The sequence below is a fragment of the Luteimonas sp. S4-F44 genome (assembly GCF_022637415.1).
Taxonomy (GTDB): domain Bacteria; phylum Pseudomonadota; class Gammaproteobacteria; order Xanthomonadales; family Xanthomonadaceae; genus Luteimonas.
Window position 1 is genome coordinate 2,599,560 of the sequence record NZ_CP093340.1, and the last position, 18,273, is coordinate 2,617,832.

An 18,273-nucleotide genomic window follows, 5' to 3' on the forward strand; every position below is an offset into this window, starting at 1 on the left:
CCGCCGGGTCGATGCCGGCCCGGACCGGGCCGGGAAACGCCCCAGCCGGCGGGATCAGTGGACGTCGCGCCAGTATTCGTTCTTCAGCAACCAGGCCAGGAAGGTCAGCACCACCAGGAACAGCAGTACCCAGACGCCCATCTGCTGGCGCTTGAGCGCGGCCGGCTCGCCGACGTACTCCAGGAACGTGGTGATGTCGCGGACCGTCTGGTCGAACTGCTGGGCGTTCTGGGTGCCCGGAGTGGCGATTTCCAGATGCTCGACGACCGGATCGGCGCCCTCGGCCGCCTCGGCGTAGATCGGGCGCTGCAGGCCCTGCATCTCCCACAGCGGGTTGGGCATTGACGCGTTGGGGAACAGCGCGTTGTTCCAGCCCAGCGGGCGGGTCTCGTCGAGATAGAACGACTTGAGGTAGGTGAAGATCCAGTCCGCACCGCGCGAGCGGGCGATCAGGCTCAAGTCCGGCGGGGTCTGGCCGAACCACTTGGACGCGTGCTCGGCCGGCATCGACGACAGGATGTGCTCGCCGAACGCCGCGCCGGTGAGGTTGAGGTTGTTCATCACCTCGTCCTCGGTCAGCCCCAGATCCTGGGCCATGCGCGAGTAGCGCATGAACTTGAGCGAGTGGCAGCCCGCACAGTAGTTCATATAGGCCTGCGCGCCGCGTTGCAGCGAGGCGCGGTCGCCCAGGTCCGTGCCGGCATGCTGGACCGGTCCGCCGGCCGCGGCCAGCGCGCCGAACGACAGCAGCACGGCGGCCGCCGCGACGGCGATGCGGGCAATGAGTCGGTTAGTCATGCATCGTCACCCGATCGGGCACGGCCTTGGTCCTGTCGAGCTTGGTCCACAGGGGCATCGTGATGAAGAAAGCGAAGTAGAGGAACGTCAGCACGCGACCGATGATGGTCTCGACCGGATCGGTGCCCGGGCCGGCGCCGATCTTGCCCAGCCAGACGAAGCACACGGCCAACAGCAGCAGCATGATCTTGGTCAGCGGGCCGCGGTAGCGGTGCGACTTGACCTTGCAGCGGTCCAGCCACGGGATCAGGAACAGCACCGCGATCGCGGAGAACATCACGATCACGCCGCTGAGCTTGTGCGGCACCACCCGCAACATGGCGTAGTACGGCGTGTAGTACCACACCGGCTTGATGTGCTCGGGTGTGACCAGGCGGTTGGCCTCGGTGAAGTTGTCGTGCTCGAGGAACCAGCCGCCGAACGCCGGGGCGAAGAAGATGATGAACGCCGCGATGATCAGGAAGAAGCAGACGTAGAAGCCGTCCTTGACCGAGTAGTACGGATGGAACGGGATGCCGTCGGCGGGTGCGCTCGAAGACCAGCGATTGCCCTTGGGCCCCTTCTTGATCTCCACGCCGTCGGGGTTGTTGGACCCCACCTCGTGCAGCGCGCCCAGGTGCAGCACGACCAGCAGCAGCAGCACCAGCGGCAGCGCGATCACGTGCAGCGCGAAGAAGCGGTTGAGGGTGGCGTCGCTGGGCAGGTAGTCGCCCATGATCCACTCGGTCAGGCCATTGCCGATGACCGGGATCGCGCCGAACAGCGAGATGATCACCTTCGCGCCCCAAAACGACATCTGACCCCACGGCAGCACGTAGCCCATGAACGCCTCGGCCATCAGCACCAGGTAGATCAGCATGCCCAGGATCCACACCAGCTCGCGCGGCTTCTGGTAGGAGCCGTACATCAGGCCGCGGAACATGTGAATGTAGACGACGATGAAGAACAGCGAGGCGCCCGTGCTGTGCATGTAGCGGATCAGCCAGCCCCACTCCACGTCTCGCATGATGTATTCGACCGAGGCGAAGGCTTCCGCCGCGCTCGGCTTGTAGTGCATCGTCAGGAAGATGCCGGTCAGGATCTGGTTGACCAGCACGACCAGCGACAGCACGCCGAAGATGTACCAGATGTTGAAATTCTTCGGCGCGTAGTACTCGGTCATGTGCTTGCGGTACATCGGCATCAAAGCCGGTGCGCGCTCGTTGACCCAGTTGAAGACGCCGGTGGCGCCGCGGACGAGGACGTTGGCCATCACGCGGCTCCTTGCGGATCGACGCCGATGACGATCGTGCTGTCGTCGGCGTAGTAGTGCGGCGGTACCAGAAGATTGGTCGGCGCGGGCACGCCGTCGTAGACCCGACCGGCCATGTCGAACTTCGACTTGTGGCAGGGGCAGAAGTAGCCCCCCTTCCAGTCGGCGTCGAACGGCTCCGGACGGATCTCGGCGACCATCTCCGGCGAGCAGCCCAGATGCGTGCACAGACCGACGAGCACCGAGATGTCGGGCTTGATCGAGCGCAGTTCCGGGTTCGCCTCGCGCACGTACGCCGGCTGCTGGTCGGCGTTGCTGGACTCGGGGTCCTTGAGCCTGTCGTCGAGCGTGGGCAGCGCGTCGAGGATCGCCTTGGAGCGCTTGACGATCCAGATCGGCTGGCCGCGCCATTCGGCGATCAGGCGCTGGCCTTCCTCGAGCGCACTGATGTCGACAGTCACCGGCGCGCCGGCGAGCTGCGCCCGTGCGCTCGGATTCCAGGACTTGATGAAGGGAATGGCCGTGATGCCCGCCCCCACCGCGCCCACGACCAGGGTGCTCGCGGTCAGAAACCGGCGCCGCCCCACATTGACTGGCTCATCCCCGCCGCCAGGTCCGATCACCGCTTCGTCGACCATCGGTACTCCGCAAAACTTCGGTAGCTACTGTGCGCTGGCTGCCACGGACCCACCCGTTCCGCAGGCGGCCGCATCGATGTGTGCCAGTGTAGCTGAACCCTGAATCAAGCGACAATTGGGTCGAAATGTCGCACCTGCACCGCGCTCAGCGGCTGGCGACCTGGCCGCGATAGCGCTCGGCCAACGTGCCCACGCGCTGCACATAGCGCTGGGTCTCGCTGTAGGGCGGCACGCCCTTGTGGCGGTCAACCGCGCCTTCGCCGGCGTTGTAGCCGGCCGCGGCCAGGGTCAGGTCGCCGTCGAAGCGCCGCAGCAGCCAGGCCAGGTACGCCACGCCGCCGCGGATGTTCTGTTCCGGGTCGAAGGGATTGACCACGCCGAAGCGCCGCGCGGTCGCGGGCATGAGTTGCATCAGGCCCTGCGCGCCGGCGCGCGAGAGTGCGTTGGGATTGAATGCTGACTCGGCATGCATGATCGCGCGCACGATCGCCTCCTCGACGCCGAACTCGCTGGCCGCACGCGCGACCTCGTCGCGATAGGCCTCGCGGTTGAGCCGCACGGTGCCGAAATTGACCCCCGGCGCCGCGCCGCAGGCGTAGCAGGTTTCGAAGAAGCTGTAGCGGATGGTGCGCACCGAGGCGACCTGGGCGCCCCCGGCCGGCCGCGTGCTGCTGTAGTGGCGCACGCCGTCGCGGACATAGGAATAGACCTGGCCCTGCTGCAGCCGGCGCTGTCCGCCGCTGCGGGCCGGGGCCACCTTGGGCGGTGCCGGGTCCGGGCTGGCCGCGGCGGCCGGCTTCGGCGTCGCGCCGCCCATGAAGGTCGCCGGCGCGACGCGATCCGCGCCGGCCGGCGCGGACACCGGTGCGGCGTTGGGCTTGCGAGCGACGGCCCGACGCGGCGCGGCCGGCGCCGTGGCGACCGCGCGGCAGCTCGCACCTGACACCCGCTTGCTGACGTACTGGGGAATGCCGTCGCCGCTGTCGCAGCGATACAACGTACTGCCGGAGACCGGACAGGCCGCCAGCAGACCGAGCATCGCGATGAGACCCCATCCCCGTTTCACGCATCGGAGTGTCGCGTCTTCAGGCAGCGTTGCCAAGTGCTTGATTGTGAACGGGCGACCCGGCCGCGCGGCGCGCCCGGTACACTCTGCGCCCCACCCGCCATCCGGCCCGGACTCAACGCCGTCGCCCCGGACACGCCATGACCCAGCCCGCTCCCTCGGCGCCTGCCGCGCCGACCCTCGATCTTCCTGTCCTGCCCGCCCACGGCGCAGCAGCCCCCGACCCGGCACTGCCGGCGCGCGGCAAGCTCTACATCCAGACCCACGGGTGCCAGATGAACGAGTACGACTCGGCCAAGATGGCCGATGTGCTCGCCGCCGCCGAGGGCCTGGAGCTCACCGACGATGTCGAGGAGGCCGATGTTGTGCTGGTCAACACCTGCTCGATCCGCGAGAAGGCGCAGGAGAAGGTGTTCAGCCAGCTCGGCCGCTGGCGCATGCTCAAGGAAGCCAGGCTCAAGCAGGACGGCAAGGCGATCGTGATCGGCGTCGGCGGCTGCGTCGCATCCCAGGAGGGCGAGGCGATCGTCAAGCGCGCGCCGTATGTGGACCTGGTGTTCGGCCCGCAGACGCTGCACCGCCTGCCCGAGCTGATCCGCGCCAAGCGCGCGACCGGTCAGCCGCAGGTGGACATCAGCTTTCCGGAGATCGAGAAGTTCGACCGCCTGCCCGAGCCGCGCGCAGACGGCCCGAGTGCGTTCGTTTCGATCATGGAAGGCTGCTCGAAGTACTGCTCGTTCTGCGTGGTGCCCTACACCCGCGGCGAAGAGGTCAGCCGGCCGTTCGAGGACGTGCTGGTCGAGGTCGTGCGGCTGGCCGGCCAGGGCGTGCGCGAGATCAATCTGCTGGGGCAGAACGTCAACGCCTACCGCGGGCCGATGGGCGGCGACGAGGTGGCCGACCTGGGCCTGCTGATCCGCACGATCGCGCAGGTCGACGGCATCGAGCGCATCCGCTTCACGACCTCGCACCCGCTGGAGTTCTCCGACTCGCTGATCGAGGCCTACCGCGACGTGCCCCAGCTGGCCAACTACCTGCATCTGCCGGTGCAGGCAGGCAGCGATCGCATCCTCTCGGCGATGAAGCGCGGCTACACGGCGCTGGAGTTCAAGCAGAAGATCCGCAAGTTGCGCGCCGTGCGCCCGGACATTTCGATCTCCTCGGACTTCATCGTCGGTTTCCCCGGCGAGACCGAGGCCGACTTCGAGAAGACGATGAAGCTGATCGAGGACGTGGGCTTCGACCAGTCGTTCTCCTTCATCTATTCGCGCCGGCCCGGCACCCCGGCCGCCGACCTCGAGGACACGGTGACCCAGGCCGAAAAGCACGCCCGGCTCAGGCGACTGCAGGCGCATATCAATGCGTACGCGGCCGGCATCTCGCAACGGATGGTCGGCAGCGTGCAGCGCGTGCTGGTCGAAGGCCCGTCGCGCAAGGACCCCAACGAACTGACCGGCAAGACCGAAAACATGCGCTCGGTGAACTTCCCCGCCCCGCCGCGCCTGATCGGACAGTTCGTCGATGTCGAGATCACCGCCGCGCTCAGCAACTCGCTGCGCGGCCGGGTGCGCTTGGACGAAGACGTCGCGGCCGCGTAATACGGCCTGCCGCCGCGGCGTTCTCGCGCCGCGGCGGGTGCGTCAGTCGAGGCGTTTTCGGAACCGCGCGATCGCCAGCGCCATCGTGACCGCGGTGAACGCGCCCAGCGCCAGGATCGACGGCCACAGCTCCCAGATGCTCGCCCCGCGCAGCATGATGCCGCGCACCAGGCGCAGGAACTGGGTCATCGGCAAGGCCTCGGCGCCCCACTGCACCACGTCCGGCATGCCGGCGAACGGGAACATGAAACCCGAGATCAGGATCGACGGCAGGAACACCAGCATCGCCACCTGGATCGCCTGGAACTGGGTGCGCGCATGCGTGGAGATCAGCAGACCCATCGCCAGGTTGGCGAAGATCAGCAACAGCGAGGCCAGGTAGACGTCGAGCAGGCTGCCGCGCAGCGGCACGTCGAAGAACCAGATCCCCAGCACCAGGATCAACGTGGTCTGGATCAGGCCGATCGCCGCGTACGGCAGCACCTTGCCGACCATCAGTTCGCCACGCGCCAGCGGTGTGGCGATCAGCAGCTCCATGTTGCCGCGCTCGCGTTCGCGCACGATCGCCATCGCGGTGAACATGGTCATGGTCATCGTGAGGATGATGCCGATCAGCCCGGGCACGATGCTCACCGCCGAGCGCCGCTCAGGGTTGTAGAAACTCAAGACTTCGATCTGCGGCGCCGCGCGTGCGTCGCGGTGCCCGTCGGGGCCTTCGAGCGGCAGTTGCGCGATCTGGTTCGCAGCCGCCTGCACCACCGTGTCGGTACCGTCGACCATGACTTGCATCGCCGGACGGCCATCGAGCACGCGGCGCTCGAAATCCGGCGGGATCGTGATCCCGACGCTGATCTCACCGCGGCGCAGCATCTCGACCAGCTGCTGTGGGCTGTCGACGACCGCGACGGTATCGACGACGCCGGTCGCCTGGAGATCCATGACCGCCGCGCGCGAGGTCGCGGTCACCGCTTGATCGGCAATCGCCGCATCGAGCCCGCGCGGGTTGTAGTTGATCGCATAGCCGAACAGCAGCAGGTCGACGACCGGGATCATTACGATCATCACCAGGCTGATCCGGTCTCGGCGGATCTGCCGCAATTCCTTGATCACCACGGCCCATAGCCGGCGCAGGGGGTTCATGCGCGGTCCTCCCCGTCGGCGCCGCGGGTCGCGGCGACGAACACGTCCTCGAGGTTGGGCGTCGCCGGCCGGACCTCGGCCTCGAGGCCAGCGCCGCGCAGCGCCTCGGCCAGCCCGTCGTCCCCATCCGCGCCGTCGCGCGCAAGCACGCGCAGACTGTTGCCGATCTGAGCGACGCTGAGCACGTTGGGAAGACGGGCGAGCACCTGCTGCGCGCGTCGCGGCTGCGCGGCGTGCACTTCGACACTGCGGCCCGACAGTTCGGCCGCCAATGCGCCCGGTGCGCCGTCGGCGACCAGCACGCCGCGGTCGAGGATCGCGATGCGGTGGCAACGCTCGGCCTCGTCCATGTAGTGGGTCGAGACCAGCAGCGTGGTGCCGCTGTCGGCCAGTTCGAAGAGCTTGTCCCAGAAGTCGCGACGCGACTCGGGATCGACCGCGCTGGTCGGCTCGTCGAGAAACAACAATTCCGGGCGGTGGATCACCGCGCCGGCCAATGCCAAGCGCTGCTTCTGGCCGCCGCTCATCGTGCCGGCGAGTTGACCCTGGCGATCGGCGAAATGGTAGAGCTCGACCAGCTCGTCGACCCGGGCGCGTGCCTGCGCACGCGGCAAGCCGTAAACCGCTGCGAGGAACTCCAGGTTCTCGCGCACCGTCAGGTCCTCAAACAGCGAGAACTTCTGCGTCATGTAGCCGATGCGCAGGCGCAGCGCGTCGGCCTGGTCGGGAATGCGCAGGCCGAGCACCTCGATCTCGCCCTCGCTCGGGGTCAGCAGGCCGCAGAGCATGCGGATCGTGGTCGACTTGCCCGAGCCGTTCGGCCCGAGGAACCCGTAGACGCTGGCGCGTGGCACGGTCAGATCGACATGGTCGACCGCGACCAGCCCGCCGAAGCGCTTGACCAGGCCACGGGCGTGGATCGCGGCATCGCCGGCCGCCGCAGATGGCATCGCGCCCGTCGAAGGTCCATCGCCCATCGTCAGAACTCCACCCGCAGCGGCAGGCCCGCCGGCAGGTCGCCGGCCTCTTCCAGTTCGACCTCGGCCAGGTAGCTCAGGCGCGCGGCGTCCTTGCCGCTGAGTGCGTAGTACGGCGTGAACGTCGGCTCGCTGCGCACCATGCGCACGCGGCCGGCGTAGACGCGCTCGCCCTGGGCGCCCACGCGCACGGTGGCGCGATCGCCCACCTGCACGCCGGCCCGCAGCGGCTCGGGCACGTAGACCCGCGCATAGGGTTGTTCGCCGACCAGCAGCACCGCCAGCGGTGCGCCGACCGGCGCCTCGTCGCCGAGCCGGTACGGCAGGCTGTCCACGCGCGCCGCGCGCGGCGCGACGACATCCAGCCGCCCGGTGCTGACCGACTGCGTCCGCGCCTGGGCCTGCGCCGCCTCGAGTGCGGCCTGCGCCTGCGCAATCTGCTCTGGACGCGCGCCGTTCTGCAGCTCGGCCAACGCGGCCTGGGCGCCGGCGACTTGGGCCTGGGCATTGCCGGCGGCCGCACGCGCGCGATCGACATCGGCGGCCGAGACCAGTTGCCGGCCGCCCAGCGGTTGCAAGCGCTCGTAATAAGCGCGCGCATCGCGGGCCTGCGCCTGGGCGGCGGCGAGATTGGCCCGCGCCTGGTCGATGTCCTCGCGGCGTGCGCCGTTACGCAACTCCTCCAGCGCCTCGCGCTGGCGCGCGACCTCGGCCTCGGCGGCTGCGAGCTGGGCATCGCCGCGGGTCCGCTCCAGAGTCAGGATGCGCTCGCCGGCCTTCACGCGCTGGCCCTCGCGCACCGCGATCTCGGCGATGCGCTCGGCGGCCGGTGCCGGCACCGTGATGCGGTCGTACTCCAGGGTGCCGAGCGCATGCGGCGGCTCGCGGCTGCAGCCGGCGAGGAGCGCGGCCACGAGCGCGAGAACCGAGATCGGGATGAGACGGGTCATATGGGCAGCTCCAGGCCGCGATCCAGCAAGGCGAGCGCGTGCAGGCGGATGTCGTCGATGCCCAGGTCGTCGCTGGCGAACAGCTGCCGCCAGATCGGGGTGCCGGCCGCGGGGAACAGGGTCAGCCCGACCAGCGAGACCATCAGCAGCCGCGGATCGAGCGCGGGATTGAGCCGGCCGGCCTGCTGCTCCTGAGCGAAGCGTGCGGCCATGAACGCGCTGATCTCCGGCGCCAGCCGGGTGACCAGCAGATCGCGCAGGTCGCCGCCCTCGCTGACCACCTCGCGGATCCACAACGCGGGCATCCACGGGTGCCGGGCGACCAGTGCGCACAACAGGTCGACGAACGCGACCAGCACCGTGCGCAGCGACGCATCGGCCATGCCCAGCAAGGTCTCGCGGACCTCGTCGAACACCGGCATCAGCCGTTCGGCAATCACCGCATCGCGCAGACCGGCGGCATCGCGGAAGTAGTAATGCAGCAGTGCCGGCGTGACCCCGGCCTCGGTGGCGATGTCGCGCAGCGAGGTCGCCGCGATGCCGCGGCGCACATAGCAGGCGAGCGCGGCATCGAGCGCGCTGCCTCGCCGGTCGGTGTCGCCGGCGGGCGGACGCCCCGGCGTGCGGGCGGGATCGGGGGTGCGGGGTCTGGCCATGCGGTCAATATTAATTGACCGATCAATTAATGGCCGAATGCGCGCTGAATCGCGGGCTGCGACGCCGTCCTGCCTGGCGATGCGCTACCCTGCGCGCCCTATGCAGACCAGCCCCCAGACCGACTTCGTCCTCGAACCGGACGACACCGAGCGCCTCGCCAACCTCGCCGGCCCCTTCGACAGCCACCTGCGCCAGATCGAACTGCGCCTGGGCGTGGAGATCGCCAATCGCGGCCATGTGTTCCGTATCACCGGCCGCGACCGCGATGTGGTCGCACGCGCCGAAGCCTTCTTGCGTGCGCTCTACGCCGAGACCGAAACCGAGACGCTCGACAGCCAGGCGGTGGCGATGCGGCTCTCGGAGGCCAATGTGGCGCGCGACGACGACGTCGTACCGCAGGAAGTGGCGGTCCGGGTCAAGCGCGGCACAGTCCGCGGGCGCGGCGCAAACCAGGTCCGCTACCTGCACCGCATCGCCACCCACGACATCAATTTCGGCATCGGCCCGGCGGGCACCGGCAAGACCTTCCTCGCGGTGGCGATGGCGGTCGAGGCGCTCAACGAATCCAAGGTCCAACGGCTGGTGCTGGTGCGTCCGGCGGTCGAGGCCGGCGAGAAACTCGGCTTTCTGCCCGGCGATCTGAGCCAGAAAGTCGACCCGTACCTGCGCCCGCTCTACGACGCGCTGTACGAGATGCTCGGCGTGGAGAAGGTCGCCAAGCTGCTGGAACGCAATGTCATCGAGATCGCGCCGCTGGCGTACATGCGCGGACGCACGCTCAACGATGCCTTCGTGATCCTCGACGAGGCGCAGAACACCACGATCGAGCAGATGAAGATGTTCCTGACCCGCCTGGGCTTCGGCTCGACGGCTGTGGTCACGGGCGACCTGACCCAGATCGACCTGCCCAAGCACATGAAGTCCGGCCTGCGCGACGCGCTGGACGTGCTGCGCGAGGTCGACGGCGTGAGCTTCACGTTCTTCGAAGCACGCGATGTCGTGCGTCACCCGCTGGTCGCGCGCATCGTCAGCGCCTACGAGCGCCGCGATGCCAGCGACGCGGCGACCGGACCGGCCTGAGCCATGCCCCTGCGGCGCGCCTGCGCATTCGTCCTGGCCTGCGGACTGCCCCTGGCCGGCGCCGCGCAACCGCACGACACCGACCCGCACCCCGAGAAGCGAGTCGCCACGGCCGGCAGCCTGGCCGCGCCCTGCCTGTCGATCGAGATCGGGCCGACCAGGGTGAGCCTGCCGCTGACAGCGCTCGACCGCGCGGTGGCGGCGCGACCACAGCCCCTGCAGGAAGCAGGCGACCGTGCGGCCGACCTCGACGCGCCGCGGTGGCGCGACGAGTCCGAACGCCTGGCGCTGATCCGCGGTGATCGCGCGGCCCAACTGCTGGCCTCGCCCCGACTGCCCGGCCACGATCGTCACGGCTGCACGCGGGTGGCGCTGGACGACGTACCGGGCGACGCGCGCTATCTGATCGGTGCGCTGCTCGAGCACGGCGACGCTGCGGTGTGGCGTGCTGGCGAAGCTACCCTGCGTGATGCAGTGCTGGTCACGCGGACCAACCCCCGCAAGGGGCAAGGCCCGAGCGGCGTTGCGTTGTATCGGCTGCACGAGGGCGAGCGCCCGTTCCTGACGCTGGTCGAATGGGTCGCCTGACGGCCCGTCCGGCGGCGGCTTTCCTGTCTGTACGAGACTTGCCATGACCCAAGGCCCGACCCATCTCGACATCGCCGTCGGCTACGCACTGCCGCGCAAGGGCATTCCCTCGGCCGCCAGCTTTCGGCGCTGGGCGAGTGCCGCGCTCGACGGCCGGATCCGCGAAGCGGACCTGGCGATCCGTCTGGTCGACGAGGACGAGGGCCGTGCGCTTAACCGTCACTATCGCGGCAAGGACTACGCGACCAACGTACTGAGCTTCCCGGCCGACCTGCCCGAGGGGCTGCCCGAAGGCGTGCGCCTGCCGTTGCTGGGCGATCTGGTGATCTGCGCGCCGGTGGTCGCGCGCGAGGCCAACGAACAGCACAAGCGGCCCAACGACCACTACGCCCACCTGACCGTGCACGGCGTGCTGCACCTGCTGGGCTGGGACCACGAGAACGACAAGGATGCCGAGGCGATGGAACAACTCGAGCGCGACGTGCTCGCCTCGCTCGGCATCGACGACCCCTACCGATTACCCGGCTGAGCCGCCGGCCCCGGCCCGACGCTCAGAGGCAGTCGACTAGCCCGTCGAAGATCGAGCGCCCACCCGGCAGCACGGCGTGGAGTGCATCCCCGCCGGCCACCGCATCGAGCATCGCCGTCAGCGTGGTACCGGCCGCCAGCGGTGTGTGGCAATGCCAGACCTTCGGCTGCACCACGATCCGGCCGGTGCGCGCCACCAGGAACTCGTCGCTGGCCGCGAAGCTCCACACGCACATGCCGATTCGCCCGTCGTCCCGGTGCACCGAGCACGCAAAGCGCAAGGGTTGGAGGTTGGTGAACTCGCCCTCGCAGAAGGTGTCGCCGCAGACCTGGTCGAACTGCCGGGGCAACTGGTAGGTCATCGCGTACCAAGCCTCGACGAGCGCGTCGTCGCCGCGGGCGTAGGTTGCGGCGTCGACATAGGGCCCGGCCAGGCGCGCGTCGGCGCTGGCCAGGCCAGGCAGCGCAAGCACGGCGGCCAGTCCGAGGGCGGCCAGGCGGGCGTGACGGATGACGACAGGCATGTCGGTGCTCCTGAATGAAGGTGTGGCCAGCATCGCCGCCAAGCGCGTCCCGCTGCGATCGGGCATCGCCGCGGCGCCGGCTCGGAGTTTGCCGCGCCGCGACGCCGGGGTTCCGCCCGTGATGGCCGCCTGGACATCGGCGGCGGCGGACGCGCTAGACTTTCGCCGCAGGCCCCATCATCGCCCCTCCCCCCTGGGGCGGCCCATACCAACGCAATGTCAGAAGACGACAGTAGTCAAACCGCCACCGAGCCCCACGAAAAGCGCCGCAGCTGGCTGGACCGGATCAGTTCGGCGATCTCCGGCGAACCCACCAACCGCGAGGACCTGGTCGAGCTGCTGCGTGACACCCACGCCGACGGCCTGATCGACGCCGACACCCTGCGCATGTTCGAAGGCGCGCTGGGCATCTCCAGCAAGACAGTCGGCGATGTGATGGTGCCGCGTGCGCAGATGGTCGCGCTGCCGGCCGACGCCAATTTCCTGGACCTGATGAAGCAGGTGGTCGAGTCCGGCCATTCGCGCTTCCCGGTGCACGGCGACGACAAGGACGAGGTGCTCGGCATCCTGCTCGCCAAGGACCTGCTGCGCGGCGTGGTCGCCGACAACGGCCCCGGCTCGATCCACGAACTGCTGCGCCCGGCGGTGCTGATCCCCGAATCCAAGAAGCTCAATGTGCTGTTGCGCGAATTCCGGCTCTCGCGCAATCACATGGCGATCGTCATCGACGAGTACGGCGGCGTCGCCGGCCTGGTGACGATCGAGGACGTGCTCGAGGAGATCGTCGGCGAGATCGACGACGAGCACGACGACGCCGAGGACCCGAACGCACTGATCGCCGCCCAGGCCGATGGCCAGTTCGCGGTCAGCGCGCTGACTCCGATCGCCGACTTCAACGAGCGCTTCGGCGCCGATTTCGACGACGACGAATACGACACCATCGGCGGGGTGATCATCGGCGCGATCGGCCATCTACCCGAGGTCGGCGAGGAGCTGGCACTGGGCCGGTTCGCCTTCCGCGTCACCGATGCCGACTCGCGCCGGCTGCATGCGCTGCACGTCAGCGTGCATGCCCAGGACTGAGGCGCCGCGCACGTCCGTCGCAGGCGCCTGGCGACAGGCGTTCGCGCTGCTGCTGGCCCTGCTCGCCTGGCCAGCATGGGCCCAGGTCGCAAGCGACGCCCCGCGGGTCGGGGTGGCGACGATGCAGCCGGGCGAAGTGTTCTTCGAACGCTTCGGCCACAACGCGATCGTGATCGACGACCCAACGGCGCCCGGGCCGGTGTCCTACAACTTCGGCTTCTTCGACCCGTCGGAGCCCGATTTCGTCGCCCGTTTCGTGCGTGGCGACATGCGCTATCAGCTCGCTGCGCTGCCGCTGGCCGACGACCTGGCCTATTACCGCGAGGTCGGGCGCGGCGTGTCGATCCAATGGCTCGACCTCGACCCGGCGCAGGCCCGGCATCTGGCCACGGCCCTGGCCTGGAATGCGCGCCCCGAGAACGCGCATTACCGCTACGACTACTTCACCGACAACTGCTCCACGCGCGTGCGCGATGCGCTCGACGCCGCCTTGGGCGGCTTGCTGCACAGGCAGTTGCAGGGCCGTTCGCGCGGCAACACCTTCCGCGGCGATGCGGTGCGCCTGGCCTCCCCGGCGCTGTGGATGTGGCTGGGCTTCGACATCGGCCTGGGCCCGGCCGCCGACCGGCCGAACGCGCTGTGGCAGGACATGTTTGTGCCGATGCGCTTGGCCGAAGCGCTGCGCGGGATCCGCCATGCCGATGGCCGGCCGCTGGTCGCCGAGGAAGTCCAGGTGCTGCCGCACCGCCAACCGGCCGAGCCGCCGGAGCGTGCGCGCCAGTGGTGGCCGTGGCTGCTGGCCGGCCTCGTGCTGGGCGCGGCCGCCCTTGCGCTGGGCCGCCGAGCGCCGCGCGCCCTGGCCAGCGCCGCGCTCGGGTTCTGGACACTGTGCGCGCTGCTCGGCGCAGTGATGCTGTTCCTGTGGCTGGGTACCGAGCATGTGTTCGGCTGGCGCAACCACAACCTGCTGCTGTTCAACCCGCTGTGCCTGTTGCTGCTGCCTGGCGGCTGGCGACTCGCGCGCGGCCGCGCGCCTGGCCGGTTGTTCGCGATCGTGCTGCCGACGGTCGCCACGCTCGGCATCGTCGCGCTGTTCCTGCATTGGCTGCCGGTGCTGCCGCAGCGCAATGCGGCCTGGCTGTCGCTGGTGCTGCCGCTGCATGTCGCCCTGCTTGCGGCGCTGCGTCCCAAGTCGCCGACTGCCCTCCCCTAGGCACGCCGCACCGGTGACGGACGGCCGCGGGTTGCGGCCGCGTTCGCTGCTCGCATTGCAGACACTGCGCCGGTCCGCCTGCATACGTATGCGGCCGCGGCGCCTTGGACCTGCGTGACAGAATCGGGACGACCGCACGCGAATGCGCTTGGGAGGGCGCCGCACATGTCGAACCGGTTCTTATTCTGTCTCGCCCTGCTGCTGCCGCTGTCGGCGTGGGCGAATCCGTCGGCCGGATCGGCCGCCCGCATCACCTCGCCCGACGCGACGATCGCCGTCGAGGTCACGACCGACAACGAGGGCCGCGCCAGTTACCGCGTCAGTCGGGCCGGTCGGCCGGTCATCGCCGACTCGCGCCTGGGCATGTTGTTCGCCGATGCGCCGAAGTTCGAACGCAACCTCGCCATCGTCGACCAGCGCACGCGCAGTCATGACGAGGCGTGGGAGCTGCCGTGGGGCGAGCGCCGGCAGATGCGCGACCACCACAACGAACTGCGCGTCACCTTCGCCGAGACCAGCGGCGCCCAGCGACGCTTCGACGTGGTGTTCCGCGTGTTCGACGATGGCGTGGGGTTCCGCTATGACTTTCCCGACCAGCCGGGACTGCGGCGCCTGGCGATCAGTGAAGAGCTGACCGAATTCGTCGTCGCCGACGCGGCGACCGCCTGGTGGATCCCGGCCTTCGAGTGGAACCGCGAGGAGTACCTTTACCACCGCACCCCGATCGAGCAGGTCGGCGACGCGCAGACGCCGATCACGCTGCGCACCGACGATGGCCTGCATCTGTCGATCCACGAAGCGGCGCTGGTCGACTATTCGGGCATGAACCTGACCCGCGTCGACGGCCGCAAGCTCAAAGCGGCCCTGACGCCGGGCATCGGCGAGGCCAAGGTCGAGGTTGCCGCGCCGTTCGCGACCCCGTGGCGCACGATCCAGATCGCCGATCGCGCCGGCGGCCTGGTCGAATCGGGATTGATCCTTAACCTCAACGCGCCCAACGCACTCGGCGATGTCTCCTGGATCCGGCCGATGAAGTACGTCGGCATCTGGTGGGAGATGCACCTCGATCGCAAGACCTGGGCCTCCGGGCCCAAGCACGGCGCGACCACCGCGCACGCCAAGCGCCACATCGATTTCGCCGCGGCCAACGGCCTGGGCGGCGTGCTGGTCGAAGGCTGGAACGTCGGCTGGGACGGCGAGTGGTTCGGCAACGGCGAGACCTTCAGCTTCACCCGCGCCTACCCCGACTTCGATCTCGAAGAGGTCACCCGCTATGCGCGCGATAAGGGTGTGATGCTGATCGGCCACCACGAGACCTCGGGCAATGCCGCGCATTACGAGCAGCAGCTCGACGACGCGTTCGACCTGTACGCGCGTCTGGGCGTGCACGCGGTCAAGACCGGCTATGTCGCCGACGCCGGACAGGCCAAGGTGCGCGATGCCCAGGGCCGGCTGCGCTACGCCTGGCACGAAGGCCAGGCGATGGTGCGCCACCACCAGCGCGTGGTCGATGCAGCCGCGAAGCGGCGCATTGCGGTCAACCCGCACGAGCCGGTCAAGGACACCGGGCTGCGCCGGACGTATCCCAACCTGATCACGCGCGAAGGCGCGCGCGGCATGGAGTTCAACGCCTGGGGCAATCCGGGCAATCCGCCCGAGCACGAGGCCACGCTGGTGTACACCCGGCTGCTGGCCGGGCCGATGGACTTCACGCCTGGCGTGTTCGGCATGGACACCAAGTCGGGCGAACCGATGGCCAGCACGCTGGCCAAGCAGTTGGCGCTGTACGTGGTGATCTACAGCCCGTTGCAGATGGCTGCCGACCTGCTCGAGCACTACGAGGCGCGTCCCGAGGCATTCCAGTTCATCCGTGACGTGCCGGTCGACTGGGAGGACACCCGCGCGGTGGCCGGCGAGGTCGGCGAGTACGCGGTGATCGCGCGCCGCGCGCGCGGCGGCGACGACTGGTACCTGGGCGCGGTCACCGATGACAGCGCGCGTACGATCGAGGTGCCGCTGGACTTCCTCGAGCAGGGCCGCCGCTACACCGCGCAGATCTACCGCGACGGCGACAACGCCGGCTGGCGCAACGACCCCCACGATATCGTCATCGAGTCGCGCGAGATCGGCGCCGGCGACACGCTGTCGGTCCGCCTGGCCCCGGCCGGCGGGCAAGCGGTGCGGTTCGTCGCCCTCTAACAGACCTGGGGTCCAAAACCGGGGTCAGCGTGCAATTTCCCGCCACGCGACGGGAAATTGCACTCTGACCCCGGTTTCGCGGAGGATGCGCCGATGAGCGATTCTCCCGTGACGTCCGGCGGTGCGCCGTCCAATCCGCCGAGTGTGGTGAACTGCGCGGTCTACGGGCCGGGTGGCAAGCGCGACGTCGCGTTGGCCGATGTCGGCGAGGCGCTGGCCGAGGATCCAGCCTGCTTTGCCTGGATCGGCCTCTACGAACCCGACCAGGGCGTGCTGGCGCAGTTGCAGGCCGAGTTCGCCCTGCACGACCTGGCGATCGAGGATGCCGGCAAGGCACACCAGCGCCCCAAGATCGAGGCATACGGCGATTCGCTGTTCATCGTCGCCAACACCGCGCAGGCGGTGGACGAGCGCATCGCCTACGGCGAGACCCATCTGTTTCTCGGCGCCCGCTACCTGGTGAGCGTGCGCCACGGCGCCTCGCTGTCGTACGCGCCGGCACGCCGCCGCCTGGAACGCGAGCCGGCATTGCTGGCAATGGGGCCGTCGTCGGCGCTGTACGCGGTGCTCGATGCGATCGTCGACAACTACCTGCCGGTGGTCGATGAGTTCCGCACCACGCTTGACGCGCTCGAGCGCCACATCATCAGCGCGCAGTTCCACCGCCGCATCCTGATCCGGCTTTACGAACTCAAGCGCGAACTGACCTGGATGCGGGTCGCCGTCACGCCGCTGCAGGATGTGCTCTCGCAGCTGATGCGCAACACAGGACCGCTGATCCCCGCGGACATGAAACTCTATATCCGCGACGTGCTCGACCACTCCGCCCGCATCAACGAAACCGTCGATGCCTTGCGCGACATGCTCGGCACCGCGCTCGCGGTCAACCAGGCGCTGGTGACGCTGACCCAGGGCGAGATCGTCAAGAAGCTCGGCGCCTGGGCCGCGCTTCTCGCCGCGCCGACGCTGATCACCAGCTGGTACGGCATGAACTTTCGCAACATGCCCGAGCTCGACGATCGCTACGCCTATCCGCTGCTGATCGGCGGCACCGCCGTGGTCATGGGCCTGCTGTACCGCATGTTCAAGCGCGCCGGTTGGCTGTGACGCCGGCATATCCACAGCGCCATCAACGCCATGGGTCGGCCGGCGCTACGCTGGCCAGAAACGCGTGACAGCCTCGCGGATCGCCAGTCCGCCGCCGCCGATCAGCACCGCGAAGTAGACGATCGTCAGCACATTGGCCAGGTGGCCCAGCAACACCATCGTGCCGTCACGCTGCAGCAGGCCGATTGCCAGGCACATCAGCGCCACGCCCGGCACGGTGTTGCTGAAGGGAATGAAGCCGAACGGCGCCATCAGCAGCACCGCGCCCAGGATCAGTGCCGCGTCGTTGAACACCCCGACACCGCGACCGTGGGTCAGGCCGGACAGCCGCCCGGGCCGGGTGATCCGCTCCAGCCGGCGCACCCACTTCAGACCGGTGTCGAGCGCACCGCGCATGCGGCCGGCCGGGACCGAACGGCGGCGCACCGCGGACGGCATCCACAAGGGCCGCCCCATCATCCGGGCCACGCCGATCAGCACAATGACCGCGCCGAACACCGTGCTGACCCCCGGGATCGAGACCGGGATCAGGAACACCAGCGTCAGCAGGATCACCAGCAGCAACATGCCCTGCGCGCCGAGTTCGTCGACCAGCGGGCCGACCTGCACGTCGCCATCGGGCAGGCCCGCGATCAGCGCCTGCAGTTGCTCGCGCAGCGAGGCCTCCGAGGCCTCCATCGGAGCGTTCATCGCAAGCCGCGCGGTCGGTGCGCGGCGGGCATGCGCAGGGCGGGCGGCGGCATCGTCGACACAGGCAGGTCCGAAAGCGAAAGGGCGCGCCATCCTAGCAGGCCGCCCAGCCGGGCCCCGCCCCATTCACGTTGCCGCGCGCGGCGTCTAATACGAAAGTCGTAAGGCTGTGGGCCGCGATCGGC

Annotated in this window: 18 protein-coding genes; 8 read left to right on the plus strand and 10 right to left on the minus strand. The window is 69.0% G+C overall.

Annotated features, from left to right (window positions below):
- Window positions 1–54 precede the first annotated feature (54 nt).
- The 4 genes from MNO14_RS11920 to MNO14_RS11935 form a co-directional block, all read right to left on the minus strand.
- A complete protein-coding gene (locus MNO14_RS11920; RefSeq protein WP_241943944.1) occupies window positions 55–798 on the minus strand; it encodes a cytochrome c1 in 744 nt (247 codons plus the stop codon).
- A complete protein-coding gene (locus MNO14_RS11925) occupies window positions 791–2,050 on the minus strand; it encodes a cytochrome bc complex cytochrome b subunit (RefSeq protein WP_241943945.1) in 1,260 nt (419 codons plus the stop codon). The genes MNO14_RS11920 and MNO14_RS11925 overlap by 8 nt, the downstream gene beginning before the upstream one ends.
- A complete protein-coding gene (gene petA, locus MNO14_RS11930; RefSeq protein WP_241943946.1) occupies window positions 2,050–2,688 on the minus strand; it encodes a ubiquinol-cytochrome c reductase iron-sulfur subunit in 639 nt (212 codons plus the stop codon). The genes MNO14_RS11925 and petA overlap by 1 nt, the downstream gene beginning before the upstream one ends.
- Window positions 2,689–2,833: 145 nt before the next feature.
- On the minus strand, window positions 2,834–3,727 hold the full coding sequence (locus MNO14_RS11935; RefSeq protein ID WP_241943947.1) for a lytic transglycosylase domain-containing protein: 894 nt from the start codon (window positions 3,725–3,727) through the stop codon (window positions 2,834–2,836).
- A gap of 167 nt (window positions 3,728–3,894) precedes the next feature.
- On the opposite strand from MNO14_RS11935, the gene miaB reads away from it, so the two are divergent.
- Window positions 3,895–5,352 carry a tRNA (N6-isopentenyl adenosine(37)-C2)-methylthiotransferase MiaB gene (miaB, locus tag MNO14_RS11940; protein WP_241943948.1) on the plus strand — a complete coding sequence of 486 codons (1,458 nt, stop codon included), beginning with the start codon at window positions 3,895–3,897 and terminating at the stop codon, window positions 5,350–5,352.
- Window positions 5,353–5,394: 42 nt separating this feature from the next.
- Here miaB and MNO14_RS11945 read toward each other — a convergent pair whose 3' ends face one another.
- Genes MNO14_RS11945 through MNO14_RS11960 form a run of 4 tightly spaced genes read right to left on the minus strand, consistent with a single transcriptional unit; the run spans window position 5,395 to window position 9,075 of the window.
- Window positions 5,395–6,492: an ABC transporter permease gene (locus MNO14_RS11945; RefSeq protein ID WP_241943949.1), complete on the minus strand. Its 1,098-nt coding sequence runs from the start codon at window positions 6,490–6,492 to the stop codon at window positions 5,395–5,397.
- Complete coding sequence (locus tag MNO14_RS11950; RefSeq protein ID WP_241946335.1) at window positions 6,489–7,412, minus strand: ABC transporter ATP-binding protein; 924 nt, start codon at window positions 7,410–7,412, stop codon at window positions 6,489–6,491. Before MNO14_RS11950 ends, MNO14_RS11945 begins: the two co-directional genes overlap by 4 nt.
- A 59-nt stretch (window positions 7,413–7,471) precedes the next feature.
- The gene (locus tag MNO14_RS11955) at window positions 7,472–8,419 is read right to left on the minus strand and encodes an HlyD family efflux transporter periplasmic adaptor subunit (protein WP_241943950.1); all 948 of its coding nucleotides are present in this window, start codon (window positions 8,417–8,419) and stop codon (window positions 7,472–7,474) included.
- Complete coding sequence (locus MNO14_RS11960; protein ID WP_241943951.1) at window positions 8,416–9,075, minus strand: TetR/AcrR family transcriptional regulator; 660 nt, start codon at window positions 9,073–9,075, stop codon at window positions 8,416–8,418. Before MNO14_RS11960 ends, MNO14_RS11955 begins: the two co-directional genes overlap by 4 nt.
- A gap of 100 nt (window positions 9,076–9,175) precedes the next feature.
- Here MNO14_RS11960 and MNO14_RS11965 point away from each other — a divergent pair, with 100 nt between their 5' ends.
- From MNO14_RS11965 to ybeY, 3 genes are read left to right on the plus strand one after another with little or no spacing between them, the layout of a single operon-like run.
- On the plus strand, window positions 9,176–10,156 hold the full coding sequence (locus MNO14_RS11965) for a PhoH family protein (RefSeq protein WP_241943952.1): 981 nt from the start codon (window positions 9,176–9,178) through the stop codon (window positions 10,154–10,156).
- Window positions 10,157–10,159: 3 nt separating this feature from the next.
- Window positions 10,160–10,744: a hypothetical protein gene (locus tag MNO14_RS11970; RefSeq protein ID WP_241943953.1), complete on the plus strand. Its 585-nt coding sequence runs from the start codon at window positions 10,160–10,162 to the stop codon at window positions 10,742–10,744.
- Window positions 10,745–10,787: 43 nt separating this feature from the next.
- Window positions 10,788–11,273, plus strand: coding sequence for an rRNA maturation RNase YbeY (gene ybeY / locus MNO14_RS11975; RefSeq protein ID WP_241943954.1), 486 nt, complete (start codon window positions 10,788–10,790; stop codon window positions 11,271–11,273).
- 22 nt (window positions 11,274–11,295) lie between these two features.
- On the opposite strand, the gene MNO14_RS11980 is transcribed toward ybeY, so the two are convergent.
- Entirely contained in the window at window positions 11,296–11,796 is a 501-nt protein-coding gene (locus tag MNO14_RS11980; RefSeq protein WP_241943955.1) for a hypothetical protein, read from the minus strand.
- A 216-nt stretch (window positions 11,797–12,012) separates the two neighbouring features.
- Here MNO14_RS11980 and MNO14_RS11985 point away from each other — a divergent pair, with 216 nt between their 5' ends.
- The 4 genes from MNO14_RS11985 (at window position 12,013) to MNO14_RS12000 (ending at window position 17,398) form a co-directional block, all read left to right on the plus strand.
- Window positions 12,013–12,879 (plus strand): transporter associated domain-containing protein, encoded by an 867-nt coding sequence (locus MNO14_RS11985; RefSeq protein WP_241943956.1) that lies wholly within the window; start codon window positions 12,013–12,015, stop codon window positions 12,877–12,879.
- Window positions 12,866–14,092 (plus strand): DUF4105 domain-containing protein, encoded by a 1,227-nt coding sequence (locus MNO14_RS11990; protein WP_241943957.1) that lies wholly within the window; start codon window positions 12,866–12,868, stop codon window positions 14,090–14,092. Before MNO14_RS11985 ends, MNO14_RS11990 begins: the two co-directional genes overlap by 14 nt.
- A gap of 165 nt (window positions 14,093–14,257) precedes the next feature.
- Entirely contained in the window at window positions 14,258–16,291 is a 2,034-nt protein-coding gene (locus MNO14_RS11995) for a glycoside hydrolase family 97 protein (protein ID WP_241943958.1), read from the plus strand.
- 93 nt (window positions 16,292–16,384) lie between these two features.
- The gene (locus tag MNO14_RS12000) at window positions 16,385–17,398 is read left to right on the plus strand and encodes a magnesium and cobalt transport protein CorA (protein ID WP_241943959.1); all 1,014 of its coding nucleotides are present in this window, start codon (window positions 16,385–16,387) and stop codon (window positions 17,396–17,398) included.
- 45 nt (window positions 17,399–17,443) lie between these two features.
- Here MNO14_RS12000 and MNO14_RS12005 read toward each other — a convergent pair whose 3' ends face one another.
- The gene (locus MNO14_RS12005) at window positions 17,444–18,088 is read right to left on the minus strand and encodes an exopolysaccharide biosynthesis protein (protein ID WP_241943960.1); all 645 of its coding nucleotides are present in this window, start codon (window positions 18,086–18,088) and stop codon (window positions 17,444–17,446) included.
- Between the last annotated feature and the right edge of the window lie 185 nt (window positions 18,089–18,273).